Origin of the sequence: Clostridium sp. KNHs205 (genome assembly GCF_000702945.1) — a bacterium.
Classification (GTDB): Bacteria; Bacillota; Clostridia; order Lachnospirales; family Lachnospiraceae; genus Anaerocolumna.
The window spans coordinates 4028396-4041950 of the sequence record NZ_JNLE01000003.1 but is presented as its reverse complement, the minus strand read 5'-3'; the positions used below and the strand labels follow the sequence as shown (position 1 = coordinate 4041950).

The 13555-nt window shown below is 36.8% G+C and carries 11 protein-coding genes; 7 read left to right on the top strand and 4 right to left on the bottom strand.

The features are described 5' to 3' along the window. Nucleotides 1-10: 10 nt before the first annotated feature. Together BR73_RS0116690 and aspS are read left to right on the top strand one after the other, a co-directional pair. Nucleotides 11-910 (top strand): ATP-grasp domain-containing protein, encoded by a 900-nt coding sequence (locus tag BR73_RS0116690; protein ID WP_081848695.1) that lies wholly within the window; start codon nt 11-13, stop codon nt 908-910. A gap of 1677 nt (nt 911-2587) precedes the next feature. Next, nucleotides 2588-3904 carry an aspartate--tRNA(Asn) ligase gene (gene aspS, locus BR73_RS0116685; protein ID WP_033166467.1) on the top strand — a complete coding sequence of 439 codons (1317 nt, stop codon included), beginning with the start codon at nt 2588-2590 and terminating at the stop codon, nt 3902-3904. A 109-nt stretch (nt 3905-4013) separates the two neighbouring features. Here aspS and BR73_RS0116680 read toward each other — a convergent pair whose 3' ends face one another. Then, nucleotides 4014-4664 (bottom strand): HAD family hydrolase, encoded by a 651-nt coding sequence (locus BR73_RS0116680; RefSeq protein WP_033166466.1) that lies wholly within the window; start codon nt 4662-4664, stop codon nt 4014-4016. Between the two features lie 315 nt (nt 4665-4979). On the opposite strand from BR73_RS0116680, the gene BR73_RS0116675 reads away from it, so the two are divergent. Next, on the top strand, nt 4980-6650 hold the full coding sequence (locus tag BR73_RS0116675; RefSeq protein WP_033166465.1) for a formate--tetrahydrofolate ligase: 1671 nt from the start codon (nt 4980-4982) through the stop codon (nt 6648-6650). Between the two features lie 324 nt (nt 6651-6974). On the opposite strand, the gene BR73_RS0116670 is transcribed toward BR73_RS0116675, so the two are convergent. Together BR73_RS0116670 and BR73_RS0116665 are read right to left on the bottom strand one after the other, a co-directional pair. After that, a complete protein-coding gene (locus BR73_RS0116670) occupies nt 6975-7640 on the bottom strand; it encodes an SdpI family protein (RefSeq protein ID WP_033166464.1) in 666 nt (221 codons plus the stop codon). After that, nucleotides 7633-7905 carry an autorepressor SdpR family transcription factor gene (locus tag BR73_RS0116665; RefSeq protein WP_033166463.1) on the bottom strand — a complete coding sequence of 91 codons (273 nt, stop codon included), beginning with the start codon at nt 7903-7905 and terminating at the stop codon, nt 7633-7635. The genes BR73_RS0116670 and BR73_RS0116665 overlap by 8 nt, the downstream gene beginning before the upstream one ends. Nucleotides 7906-8296: 391 nt before the next feature. Between BR73_RS0116665 and BR73_RS0116660 the strand changes: the two genes are divergently transcribed. Both BR73_RS0116660 and BR73_RS0116655 read left to right on the top strand, forming a co-directional pair. Further along, nucleotides 8297-8884 carry a Fe-Mn family superoxide dismutase gene (locus BR73_RS0116660; protein ID WP_033166462.1) on the top strand — a complete coding sequence of 196 codons (588 nt, stop codon included), beginning with the start codon at nt 8297-8299 and terminating at the stop codon, nt 8882-8884. 81 nt (nt 8885-8965) lie between these two features. Continuing rightward, nucleotides 8966-9580: a hypothetical protein gene (locus BR73_RS0116655; RefSeq protein WP_033166461.1), complete on the top strand. Its 615-nt coding sequence runs from the start codon at nt 8966-8968 to the stop codon at nt 9578-9580. 7 nt (nt 9581-9587) lie between these two features. Here the strand turns inward: BR73_RS0116655 and BR73_RS0116650 are convergent, their stop codons facing one another. Further along, nucleotides 9588-11312 (bottom strand): GMC family oxidoreductase, encoded by a 1725-nt coding sequence (locus tag BR73_RS0116650; protein ID WP_033166460.1) that lies wholly within the window; start codon nt 11310-11312, stop codon nt 9588-9590. Nucleotides 11313-11882: 570 nt separating this feature from the next. Between BR73_RS0116650 and BR73_RS0116645 the strand changes: the two genes are divergently transcribed. Beyond that, the gene (locus tag BR73_RS0116645) at nt 11883-12791 is read left to right on the top strand and encodes an NUDIX domain-containing protein (protein WP_051685261.1); all 909 of its coding nucleotides are present in this window, start codon (nt 11883-11885) and stop codon (nt 12789-12791) included. Between the two features lie 42 nt (nt 12792-12833). Continuing rightward, on the top strand, nt 12834-13520 hold the full coding sequence (locus BR73_RS0116640) for an isochorismatase family cysteine hydrolase (protein ID WP_033166458.1): 687 nt from the start codon (nt 12834-12836) through the stop codon (nt 13518-13520). Nucleotides 13521-13555: the final 35 nt, after the last annotated feature.

Here is a 13555-nt window from a genome sequence, read left to right as displayed (position 1 = left end):
AGAGGTTATTATGACTGGGTGGCTAATCTATGGACAAAAGGATGCAGAAAAGAATAAGGGATACATAGAATTTTATAGAGCAGAAGGGAAGAACCTGGGGATTAATATTGAACTTATGTTTCGTGAGAACATAGAAGTAGGCATTAGAAATAATTCCTGGTTTATCCGATATGACGGCAAAGATTGTAGTAAACCTGACTTTGCTATTGTAAGAACTATTTACCCACTATTGAGCAGGCAACTTGAAAACCTTTTAATTCCTGTTTTTAATTCATCAGAAATTGCTCGTATCTGCAATGATAAAGCTAAAACATATCAAAGTGTTGCCGGGCTTTCGATTCCAATTATTGATACTACTTTTGTAGAAAACGCTGCGATTGGCAAGAGATTAGAGAATATCATAGAGCCAACGGTTATTAAAACTGTAAGCGGACATGGAGGAAGCCAGGTATACCTCTCCCTGCCAAAGTGTTCGCCTGTAATGCCGGATCCCTATAAAGAGATAAGACCCTCAGAAACTGCACGTGAGGAGATTCTTGCCGGCATAGGATATGAGGATTGTGTGATGCAGCCATTTGTTTCCGGCAGACAACAGGATCTGCGGGTTTATGTCATAGGAAAAGAGATAATTGCTGCTATTCTACGCACGTCGAATGATGGGTTTCGGGCAAATTTTTCTCTTGGCGGCAATGTCAGAGAATATGAACTATCAAGGGATGAAATAATTACGATTCGTAAGATCATTGATCATTTCGAATTCGGTATGGTAGGTATTGATTTTCTTATTGGTGATGAAGGGGAACTGATCTTTAATGAAATAGAGGATGTAGTGGGAGCCAGAATGCTATATCATTGTACGGATATAAACCTGGTAAGAAGATATCTTTTGTTTGTTATGGGTAGGTTGTAAAAAAGGTTGTAAAAAGCAGGTTTTCACAAGGGGACGGCAAGTTGTACCAACCAGGTTTTCGCAAGGGGACGGCAAGTTGTACCAACCAGAAAAACGCATGCTTCGATTTCAAGGTATAAGAAGTCCTAATTCTCTGGATAATTTATGCTTGACATGATATACAACAGATAACTCGCTTCGCTCAAACAATCTGTTGTATATCATAGCATAAATTATCCAGAGAAAAAGGACTTCTAATACCTTTCCATAGGCGCATTCGTTCTTTCTGGTTGGTACAACTTGCCTGCATTCATATGGGAACGGGATGTATGACATTTTAATCTTCTAAAATCTGGAAAAAATAAATCAAAGCCTTAAAACCTATTATTAAAATCTATAACTTAAAATCTAAAATCTAAAACCAATAACCTAAAACTTAAAACCTAAAACTTAAAATGTAAACCTTAAAACGTAAACCTAAACCCTATAACCTTAGACCTAAACCTTAAAATCTTAAAAATAAAGATATAATATAAAATTTATAAACTACTGATACTGCCTTGTGTATCCTCATTTATTACATTTTAAATAGCGGGGGTACAAATAATATAAATGTACAATGTAGTACTAATTGTGCTTATTGAAACCTCTGATGTCTCTTTAGATAGCAGAAGTTTATACAGAACGTAAAGGCGGTAATTCTTTAAAAGAATTACTTGACATTGTAAATATCCTGTGTTAATATTTCAACAATTTATAACACTTATGACAGGGGAAAATTGTACGGGTATTATCCGATACAACTGTGAATGAAGATGAATCCTTTAATGCTTACCTTACTGAATAGGGACGATGATATGCAGCGCTTATAGCTATGGTCAAGTGACCGTGGGTATAAGCGCTTGTTTCGCTTGTACCCACGGTAGCAGGATTCATTTATGATATCTTAATATATGCCACCCGGGTATTTTTATACTAAAATACCTGGGTGGCATTTTTTTTAAGGGGGTGATAGCATGCAGCATATAGATTATGCTGTAGGAGATTATACAGGAATTAAGAAAGAAGAGACCTGTGTTTTAATATTCCTAAAAGAACAATTTCAGAGAATAATAGTTAGAAATGTGTACTAGAAAAAAGTGATATGATAAGTATAAAACATATATTCACGTATATATAGCAAAATTCGTATTTGGATAGTTGACCATTCCTTCCAGTAAAAAGAATGTGCAATAAGAAAGTACAAATAAAAAGTGAAAAAGAAAGTACATTATACAAGGGTGTCTGAAAGACAGGTCTTCACTAAATAAAGTGTCCACGGTCATGGGTACAAATACAAAAAGCGAAAAAGGAAGTGCAAATAAAAAGCGAAAAAGGAAGTGCAAATAAAAAGCGAAAAAGGAAGTGCAAATAAAAAGTGAAAAAGGAAGTGCAAATAAAAAGCGAAAAAGGAAGTGCAAATAAAAAGTGAAAAAGGAAGTGCAAATAAAAAGCGAAAAAGGAAGTGCTATTAAAAATAAAAAAGGAAGTGCTATTAAAAAGTGAAAATAGAAAGTGTGCAAATAGAAACGTTAAAAGAATGCACAAAAAGGTACAATAAGAAGGTATGATATTAATGAGGAATAAATAACTATTTTATGCTATGGATTGTGGTATATATAATCATAAATTAAAATAATTTTCACGAAAGGGTTTCATATGAAGAATATAAACGGCAAAATCAATCAATTAATAGAGGAAAAAGAATTACAGAAAAAACTAGGAGAGACTGTAAGTTTTACTGGCTCTGTCTATAAAATTCGTAAAATGAGCGGTTTTTCATTTATTATAATCCGTACAGCAAGAAATCTGATTCAGGGTATTATGGAGACAAAGGAAGGAATTTATACGGATTTATGTGAGAATGCCTGTGTAAAGGTTACGGGACTTGTACGAAAGGAAGAAAGAGCTCATTCAGGCTTTGAGATTGACATTACGGAACTTGAAATATTGTCACTGCCTGCGGCTGAGCCTCCTGTTGTAATAAATAACAAAGAACTAAAAGCTTCACTGGAAACCAGGCTGGATTATCGGCCCTTTACTCTGAGAAATCAGAAAGAAAGGGCGGTGTTTAAGCTACAGGAAGGTTTTCTGGCAGGTGCAAGAGAGTTCTTAATGGCACAGAAGTTTACAGAGATACACAGTCCAAAGATTGTCTATTCCGGCGTTGAAGGCGGTGCCAATATGTTTAAACTGGACTACTTCGGCAGAGATGCTTATCTGGCACAGAGCCCTCAGGCTTATAAGCAGATGATGGTGGGCGTTTATGACAGAGTGTTTGAGATCGGTGCAGTTTACAGAGCTGAGAAGCATGATACTGCAAGGCATTTGAACGAATATATGGGACTTGACCTGGAAATGGGATATATCAATAACTTTGAGGAAATCATGGAAACAGAAACTGCCATGCTGCAAAGCGTTATGAATTATCTTGCGATCCACTACAAAGAGGAGCTGGAAATTCTTAAGGTGGAACTCCCTGTTATAAAGAGCATACCCTCTATAACCTTCCATGAAGCGAAGGATTGGATAAAGAAAGAGTATGGAAGAGAAATTAAGGATTATTATGATTTCGAGCCTGAAGAAGAAAAGCTCTTATGCCAGCTTGTTAAAGAAAATAATGGCAGTGAATTTGTATTCGTTACTCATTATCCTACTGCAAAAAGACCTTTTTATGCAATGGAAGAGGAGGGTGCACCAGAAGTAACCAAAAGTTTTGACTTACTATTTCGCGGCATAGAGGTAACGACCGGCGGACAGCGTATTCACGATTACAAGACACAGATTGAGAAGCTTAAGAAAAGAGAGATGAATCCGGAAGCTTTTGAAGGTTATCTGATGCTGCACAAATACGGGATTCCTCCTCATGGTGGTTTGGGTATGGGAGTGGAACGATTTACTATGAGCCTTTTAAATAAGACAAATGTCAGAGAAGCGGCTCTGTTTCCCAGAGATATAAATCGTCTGAATCCCTGAATCTATGTAAAACTACTTTGGGTGTTGAATCTGACTTGTTATTTAACCAGCTAACTTAACCAGCATAAGTAGTTTTACATTTCCGGGGTCATAGAATTTAAGGAATATATTACAAATTTTCAAGGGCAGTAAGGAATTCTTTCGGGTGATCAATAATTGTATCAGCCCCTTCCTTTTCAAGAAATTCCCGTCCTCTGAAACCCCAGGATACACCGATGCATTTAAGACCTGCATTATGACCGGTATGAACATCGACATCAGAGTCGCCTACAAAAACTGCCTGTGACTGTGTTGAACCTAATTCCTTAAGTGCTGTAAAGACAGAGTCAGGAGCAGGTTTTGTAGGTACACCTGCACGGTTACCGACAGCAACGGTGACATAATCAGAGAAATAAAGTTTGCATAAGTCTTTTACAGCACTGTCATATTTGTTAGAAATAACAGCTACTTTATAGCCTTTTTCTTTTAAATCCTTTAATAAAGGCATGATACCTTCATATGGTTGTGTCTTGGAATTAACATGAGCGGAATAGTACTCCTTATTCAGAGCCAGGCAGGCTGCTTTATCTTCTTCTGTAGTATCGGAAGGAACTGCTCTGTCAATGAGCTTTACAACTCCATTACCTATAAAATATTTTATTTCATCCAATGTTCTTTCCGGAAAATTTAATTTTCTTAAAGCATAATTAACGCCGTCAGCAATATCCTCTAAGGTATTTAACAGGGTTCCGTCCAGATCAAATAATATAGTATCTGTCATTACCTTTGCCTCCTTGGTAAATAATTAAATATTATAACCCTTTTTTAGAGTATGGTCAAAACAAATATATTAATAAAAGGACTTTGGAATTATAATGAATTAACCTCTTTTATTTCATTATGAATTTGTTATAATAGAAGCATTGAGAGTAGTTAATAAAACATAATCTACACCTTGCTTTGTGGCAGTGTTACATCTGCGGGCAGATACAGCTTGCAATGGAAGCCGGTGTGGAAATAAAATGCAATTGCCACTTATGGTTTAAGCGCGATAAAGTGCGAAGGGCGGTTAGGGCGTATAAGAAATGGAGGATTTATGTTAACAGATATTGAGATTGCACAACAGGCAGAGTTAAAGCACATAAGAGAAGTGGCTGGCTTATTGGATATAGCAGATGACGAACTGGATTACTATGGTAAATACAAAGCAAAATTTTCCGATGAACTTTGGAATAAGATCAAAAATAACAAAGACGGTAAACTTGTACTTGTTACTGCGATTAATCCTACACCTGCAGGTGAAGGAAAGACTACAACTTCCGTAGGTTTAGGACAAGCTCTGGTTAAACGAAATAAAAAAGCTGTAATTGCCTTAAGGGAGCCTTCTCTTGGACCCTGCTTTGGTGTAAAGGGTGGAGCTGCCGGCGGCGGTTATGCGCAGGTAGTACCCATGGAGGACTTAAACCTTCATTTTACGGGAGATTTTCATGCCATAACCTCAGCCAATAATCTGCTGGCAGCTATGATGGATAATCATATTCATCAGGGAAATGCTTTAAATCTTGATCCAAACCAGATAGTATGGAAGCGGTGTCTTGATATCAATGACCGTGTTCTTCGTAATATTGTTGTTGGACTTGGCAAGAAGACAGATGGTGTGGTTAGAGAGGATCACTTTGTTATAACCGTAGCCTCAGAAATCATGGCGATTTTATGTCTGGCAGATGATATGGACGATTTAAAGGCAAGGCTTTCCAGAATTATTGTGGGTTATACCTATGAAGGACAGCCTGTTACAGCAGGAGAATTAAAAGCAGTTGGAGCTATGGCAGCTCTTCTAAAGGATGCCATTAAACCTAATTTGATTCAGACACTTGAGAATACCCCTGCAATTGTTCATGGAGGACCTTTTGCCAATATCGCACATGGCTGTAACAGCGTAAGGGCTACAAAAACTGCTTTAAAACTGGCTGATATTGTAGTAACAGAGGCTGGTTTTGGTGCAGATCTCGGAGCAGAAAAATTCTTTGACATCAAATGTGTCAGTGCAGGACTTAAGCCGGATGCAGCAGTTCTGGTTGCAACCGTTCGCGCCTTAAAATATAACGGCGGTGTAGATAAGAAATACCTCAGTAATCCTGATTTAAGCGCTCTTAAAAACGGTATTGTAAATCTTGAAAAACATATGGAAAATCTCAAGAAATTCGGAGTTCCTGTTGTAGTAACCCTAAACCGTTTCTCTTCTGATTCTGATGAAGAACTTCAGTATGTTAAGGATTTCTGTTTAGAAAGAGGCTGTGATTTCGCACTTTCAGAAGTATGGGAAAAGGGAGGAGAAGGTGGACTTGCACTTGCAGATAAGGTTATAGAAATACTGAATACCAGGGAGAGTGAGTTTAAACCTTTATATACTCTTAATCAGCCGTTAAAGGGTAAAATTGAAGCAATTGCCAAAAACATCTATGGTGCAGGCACAGTAACTTATGATCCTCAGGCAGAGAAGATGCTTAAGAAAATAGAAGAAATGGGTTATGGAGAGGTACCTGTCTGTATGGCTAAGAATCAGTATTCCTTATCCGACGATGCTACAAAACTTGGAAGACCGGAGGGCTTTAACATAAATATCCGTGAAGTATATTTATCAGCTGGTGCAGGATTTGTAGTTGCTATAACCGGAACCGTTATGACAATGCCTGGATTACCTTTTGTACCTGCTGCAGAAGGAATCGATGTAAATGAGGCTGGGGTTATTACGGGGTTGTTTTAATAACAAAAATGTCGGGATCACTATAATTTACTGAAAATTGACTGTTATTGCAACCAGTGGATTAAGAGTTATAGTAGTAGTATAGTTGAGTTTTTTGTATTAACTTCACCAGGTATTTGCTTACATGTCTTGCTGACTGTTTTTAGATACTTGGTGAAGTATCAATTTATATAGCTGGTATTATGTTATCTATACTCCAATATTCTTATCATCTGTAGGCAATGCAGGAAGATATAGGTGGCGTTATGTTAATCTAAACTGGGTTATTAAGTAATATTAAGTGTAATTTCCCAAAGTCTCGGCTTAGCTATCATTAAGATTTGCTTATGCGTATTTTTTCGCAGCATTGTATGATATAATAATGCTAAAAATCAGATCGATACCTATTAGGATCATAGAAAAGATGAGACTTGAAACGTCTGAAAAAAATAACAGATTTCCAACAGTCATAACAATACCCATAATAATAAATGAAATACCCCCAAATCTCTGAGACTCTTTCCAGGTCTTTTCGTTCTTCATACTCCAAACGGTCCTTAAGCCCACTATACTGTTCATTTTGCATTTTGGCATATAATTACCAATAACCACGAAAATCAATCCGAAAACTGCAAACAATAACTTAAAAAGATCAACAGGCAGTTCCTTTAAATTCTCAACTGAATTGAAGGCACTGTAAAGCATAAATATGTTAATAATATGAAAGATTACAAGTGAGCAAATACCGGTGATTATAGTTACTCTTTCGTTATTATTATTGACTTTTTCCTCTTTTTTGCTGGAAGATCTTCCGAGAATCAGCATAAAATAACCAAAAGTTATAATAATGAATGGAATTATCAAAATTTCAAATTTACTCCCCATACGGTCGACTTTATTGGCACCGTTATAATGTACCGGTATGATGTCAGGAAGAAAGAACAGGCAGATTATTGTATAGACAAGGGGCAGAAACATTAATATATAATATAATTTTCTCAGTTTATTCATGTTGTTCCTCCTTTAAGTCAGTAAACCACATAATGATCTCATCTAATATGGTGGCATCCAGTTCATAATAAATAAAATTCTTGTATTTTGTCTCATAAATTAAGTCAGCTGTCTTCAATTTTTTCAAATGATAGGAGAGTGCAGCAGGTGTCAGATTCAAATTCTCAGCAATTTCACCAGCCGATAATTTTTCTTTCTTAAGCAGCTTCAGTATATCTCTTCTGACGGGTTCTGACAATGCGCTGAAAATTTCATGCAAACCCAAGAAACCACCTCGATCCTTTACTCGATTTAATTAATTCTATTTAAAAATAATTTTAATTAGATTATATATCTTTTTTCATTTTTTGTCACTAACTTTGTTATAATTTATGAAATACAATAATTTATCTGATAATAAAAGTCCTGTTTTAAGTTTAAGATGAACTCAGGATTTTATCAACAATAGAAAGAAGAAAGACGCCGGCATGTTCTGACCAGACCCAAAACAAGCCACACCAATATGCATTACTGGGCAGAGAATACCTGCGATGAGCAATTATAAAAATGTAGTAGAAGTCCTTTTGTCATAAGATTGTTATACTATTTCCGTAATCACTGCGTATATTTAGTTATAAAGCTATAATTGAGTTTATGAATGAGGCAGGAGGTTCAAAATGGAAATTGTAAAAGTAAATTTTGAGTATTCCGATGATGTAACTGTGATTAACAGGGAACAGTTTGACGTACATATGAGATTATATGAAGGTTATATCAATAAAATCAATGAGATAGACGCACTGTTACAGGCGGATACTGGTATTGATGAAGCGAATTCTACTTACAGTGAATTCCGGGGGATTAAAAGAGGAGAAACATTTGCATTAAATGGTGTAATCCTTCATGAACTATATTTTGAAAATATCGGTTCTTTAAATAATACACCCAATGAACAGGTGCGGCGTATGCTTTCCAGAGATTACGGAAGCTTTGATAACTGGATGGCACAGTTTGTTGCTACGGCGAAATCAAGCAGAGGCTGGGCTATTCTTTGTTATGACCCAAGATCAGATTCATTTCGTAATGACAGCTTGGATGCACATGATTATGGAAATATGTCAATGTCAATTCCTTTACTGGTATTAGATATGTATGAGCATGCTTATTTTCTACAGTATGCTGACAATAAGGTAGAATATATCAATCGATTTATGGAGAATATTGACTGGCAGGTGGTAGGTGAGAGAATGGAACTGCTGCAATAAAGGGTGGAAATGATAGGAAAATACTGATATACTAGATATAAATTCATTTATAAATACATAAAGAGAAGAGGAGGAAAGAAAATGGGATTTGTAAGAGGTATTTTCGGACCGGGACGAAAGGAAGTCTGGAGTGAGTTAAGCCGTTTGATAGGTGCGGATTATGTAGATGAAGGATTTTTTGGAAAGAACAAAGTGATGGCCCGTGTTAAGGAATGGACCATCACTTTGGATACCTATACTGTTTCCACCGGAAAAACCACCGTTACCTATACACGTATGAGAGCTCCCTATGTGAACAAAGATGGTATATGGTTTAAGATTTACAAATCAGGTTTTTTCAGTGAATTGGGTAAGCGGTTGGGAATGCAGGATATAGAAACCGGCTTTCCTGAATTTGATACGGAATACATAATCAAAGGAAATCATGAAGATAAAGTAAGGGAACTTTTTTCTAAGACCAGCATACAAAAACTCATTGAATTGCAGCCAAGATTCTGTCTGGAAGTAAAGGAGGATGAAGGCTGGTTTGGTGAGGATTTTCCAGAAGGGGTGGATGAGTTATATTTCAGTGTAGCCGGTGAAATTAGGGATATTGAGCTTTTGAAAGCTTTATTTGACCTATTTGCTGATGTTCTGGAATATATGTGTGAGATTGGTTCGGCATATGACAGCAATCCTAATTTAGAACTTAAATGAGATAGGATTAGTAACCACATTGTTCTGTTTCAAATTCATTATCTGAAAATACATAAGCTGTTTCCGATTGAAGAAAGCGTGCTGCATTTAAAGCTATCATCTGTGAAGGCACAGCGGTATTTCCATCCGGCAGAATAGGAGAGACCGAAAGGTCTGCAACTTTTAGATTAGCAGTTCCAAAGACATTAAGGTAACCATCGGTTACACCTTCTGTACTGTCGACTGCCATTCTGCACTGTCCGCCGTAATGATAGGCAGCAGAATAACTGGCTTTTATATAGGAGGACAGAATCCGGCGCTTTTCTTCCCGATCGGCTATGGTGAAAATATTTTCCGGGGGATAAACAATACGGTATATGCCCTCCGGGTCTATTTCTTTGGCAAGGTCAAAGATTTTACTTACCTTTATAAATTGATCCACCATGAATTCCAGATCATCTGCAGTTGTCAATGGATTCAGGCTGACTGTTGGATAAGCTGTGGGATCACTGGTATTAATAGTCATAAACCCTCTGCTGGAAGCATTTAAGTCGATTAATAGCAGGCTCATAATATTAGAAGATTTATCCCTGTCAAACCGCCAGTGATTTGTCAAAACCTCTTGTATTGGTAAAAAAACTGAGGTCGCAATGCCGATAAGCTGTAAACGGCGTGATCCCTCTGAATCTTCTGCAAATGCCCCTAAAGATATGGGCATATCCGGATCCGCGTCCATAATGGATAAAAGACGATCTGTATTAATTTCAATTCCCATACTTGCGTCAAAGTGTGACATAAAATTACGTCCTACGTTAGGGTTATCAACGACGGTTGTAACACCTGCAGCTTCCAGTTCTTCTCTGGCTCCGATACCGGAACGCTGCAATATTACGGAAGAAAAGATTCCGGCACTTAATATAACACCCTTTCTTGCGTAAGCTCTTTGGGTAATCCCATTTCTTATATATTCCACACCACAAGCAGTTGGTATCTTAAACTTAACCTGAAATAGTATCCGATTAACGGTTGTTTTTGTAAATATCACAAGACGTCTTGAATACATTCCGTATTCATCTGGTAGTACCAGATCTCCCTGAGTAACAACTGTAGCATTTAAATACCCTGTAGCTGTAGAAGAACGAAGATATTCATGGTTCATCCAACTTTGTGTAAATTGTGTTTTTGTAAAAGCGCAGCCTCCGATTCCGGTATTATAATCTTCAACAACCGGCACTTCATAAACGGTTGAGACTGCTTGTGCCAATATCTGATTTATACTTTTATCAGGAATATTCTGCTGCCTTATCTTTATTGGCCCATCATAACCTCTGAGTTCAGGTGTCTGACTTAAGCCATCATAAGTCTCATTTTCCATGAAAAGCTGATATACCTCCCTGTAACCCCAGGGAGCACCCGTTATTGCTTCCCATCTGTCAAAAAGTCCCTGACTGCCCCGAACGGCAAACATAGAGTTGGTTTCTGAACTGCCACCTATAACCCTGCCTCCGGAAAGAAGCAGTGATCTGTTTAATTGTTCTTCTGAATTGGTCAGGATTTGAAAGGAATACCTGTTATTGGATGAATTAAGGGAGGCATCAGCTATGGAAGCGCTGCTTAACTCGCTGCTGCGATTCTGACCGGCTTCAAGAACCAGTACGGAATTGGTATAACTATCTGTTAATTTCTTTGCAAGAACACCTCCGGCTGTTCCGCCTCCGATGATTATATAATCAAAAATCAGCTTTTCTGCCATATAATTCCTTCTCTGAAAACCTGCAGATTATTATTTTCAATAATAAAATAATATAAAGTAGGACCTGGGTAACAGATTTTAAAATTATTAATTATTTTATGCGTATATCAGATTTTGGTTATAAAGTTGAGAATTGTATTTAAGGAGGGTTACAGATAAAATAATTAATAGTAGTTCAAATATAATAGTTGGAATAAAATTATAAAAAACATATAGAAAAACATATAGAAAAACATATAGAAAAACAAAAGAACGTTATAAATTCAATTAATTAATGAAATTTAAGCTCTTTGATAATTTAATGAAAGTAAAAAATTAAGAATTTATTGACAAAGCAATAGTATAGCAGCATAATGATAATATCAAAAAGATAATAACAAACATTGAGATATATATGGAAAATGTAAAAAATTCTTAATAGCAATAAGTATACATTATTCGAAGAAAATACATCATTCGAGAAATACATCATTATATAAAATACATCATTTAAAATTAAACGATTCAAAGAAAATACAAAGCCTCAAAGAAATACATAGATACAAAGAAAAAACAAGGATGGTAACAGCCATGAAGAATCAAAATTTAAACCAGGAATTGCCCAGAGATAAAAGAGGATTAACGGAAGAAGAATTTCTGGCAGGATATAATCCCGCAAAATATGAAAGACCTTCTGTTACCGTGGATATGCTTATTTTTACTATAAGGGAGCAGGAAAAGAATAATTACAGGAAACTTCCGGAGAAGACCCTTAGCCTGTTACTTATTCAAAGGGGTGAGCATCCGCATCTTGGTAAATGGGCATTACCAGGAGGTTTTGTGGGTATGGAAGAGAATCTTGAAGATGCTGCATTAAGAGAGCTGGAGGAAGAGACGGGACTCAAAGATATTTACCTGGAACAGCTCTATACCTGGGGAGATGTTGGAAGAGATGCAAGAACCAGAGTAATCAGTACTTCTTACATGGCGTTAACAGACAGTAAATCCCTGGTGCCTAAGGCTTCGGATGACGCTGCAAATGCAGCCTGGTTCAGTGCAGAGCTTAAACTTAAGGAAGAAAAGAAAGAGAAATATGAAAATGGATATAAACTGAAGCAAACTTATAAACTTATACTTACAGGTGAGCAGGAAATTCTGTCTGCCGGTTATGAGATTACGAAAACAATAGGTAAAGGCACCATCCATACCGAAAGAAGACTTACGGAATCCAATGGCCTTGCATTTGATCATGGCAAGATTATTGCATATGCCATAGATAGGCTGCGCAATAAGGTTTTATACACGGATATCGCCTTTCATTTAATGCCGGAATATTTTACTCTTACGGAATTGCAGCAGGTTTATGAAGTGCTGCTGGATAAAGAATTATTAAAAGCTAATTTCAGAAGAAAGATAGCAGATATGGTACTGGAAACAGAGAAATACCGGACAGATGCAGGCCACAGACCCTCAAAACTTTATCAGTTTAACAGATATTGATTAATCACAGGCGCAGACCATTGCGCAGAAAGGCAGGTAATTATGACACTTGCAGCAAAGGAAAAATTACTGAAAGACAGTCAAAAAACTTTAAATGAAATCTATGATATGCTGTATTCTGCTAAAAGCATATCCTTACAGGAATTACAGTCAGATAAGACCGCTCTGATTATGGTTGATCTTATTAATGGTTTTACCAGAGAGGGAGCCCTGCAAAGCGCCAGAGTGGAAAGTATATTAAAGGAAGTGGTGAAGCTTCAGCAGGAAAGTATAGATAAGGGGTTTGAGATTTTGGCATTTGCAGATAGTCATAGTGAGGCTTCACCGGAATTTGAATCCTATCCAGTACATTGTTTAATGGGAACCAGTGAAGCTGAAGTTGTAACTGAATTGCAGCAGGCAGGCGGATATCAATTGATTCATAAGAACTCTACCAATGGTTTTCTGGAAGAGGAATTCCAAAAATGGTTATCCGAAAGACAGATAATTGATACATTTATTATAGTCGGAGACTGTACTGATATCTGTATTCAACAATTTGCCGTAACCTTAAAGTGCTGGTTTAACAAAGAGAATAAGAAAGCAAGAGTGCTGGTTCCCATAGACCTGGTAGAAACCTATGATCTTGGAAGCCATAATGGAGATCTGGTTCAATTGATGGCACTATACAATATGATAATAAATGGAGTAGAAGTGGTACGGAATATTAGCCTGGATATTCAGGAATAGGTTCTGATGAATAAACAAAAGGCGGTTTTTCAGCA

What these genes read in the sequence shown, in the direction of transcription:
- BR73_RS0116650 (WP_033166460.1), bottom strand. Translation starts at nt 11,312, where the DNA reads ATGGCAGAAAAGCTGATTTTTGATTATATAATCATCGGAGGCGGAACA.
- BR73_RS0116645 (WP_051685261.1), top strand. Translation starts at nt 11,883, where the DNA reads ATGAAGAATCAAAATTTAAACCAGGAATTGCCCAGAGATAAAAGAGGA.
- BR73_RS0116660 (WP_033166462.1), top strand. Translation starts at nt 8,297, where the DNA reads ATGGAAATTGTAAAAGTAAATTTTGAGTATTCCGATGATGTAACTGTG.
- BR73_RS0116655 (WP_033166461.1), top strand. Translation starts at nt 8,966, where the DNA reads ATGGGATTTGTAAGAGGTATTTTCGGACCGGGACGAAAGGAAGTCTGG.
- aspS (WP_033166467.1), top strand. Translation starts at nt 2,588, where the DNA reads ATGAAGAATATAAACGGCAAAATCAATCAATTAATAGAGGAAAAAGAA.
- BR73_RS0116670 (WP_033166464.1), bottom strand. Translation starts at nt 7,640, where the DNA reads ATGAATAAACTGAGAAAATTATATTATATATTAATGTTTCTGCCCCTT.
- BR73_RS0116675 (WP_033166465.1), top strand. Translation starts at nt 4,980, where the DNA reads ATGTTAACAGATATTGAGATTGCACAACAGGCAGAGTTAAAGCACATA.
- BR73_RS0116640 (WP_033166458.1), top strand. Translation starts at nt 12,834, where the DNA reads ATGACACTTGCAGCAAAGGAAAAATTACTGAAAGACAGTCAAAAAACT.
- BR73_RS0116690 (WP_081848695.1), top strand. Translation starts at nt 11, where the DNA reads ATGACTGGGTGGCTAATCTATGGACAAAAGGATGCAGAAAAGAATAAG.
- BR73_RS0116680 (WP_033166466.1), bottom strand. Translation starts at nt 4,664, where the DNA reads ATGACAGATACTATATTATTTGATCTGGACGGAACCCTGTTAAATACC.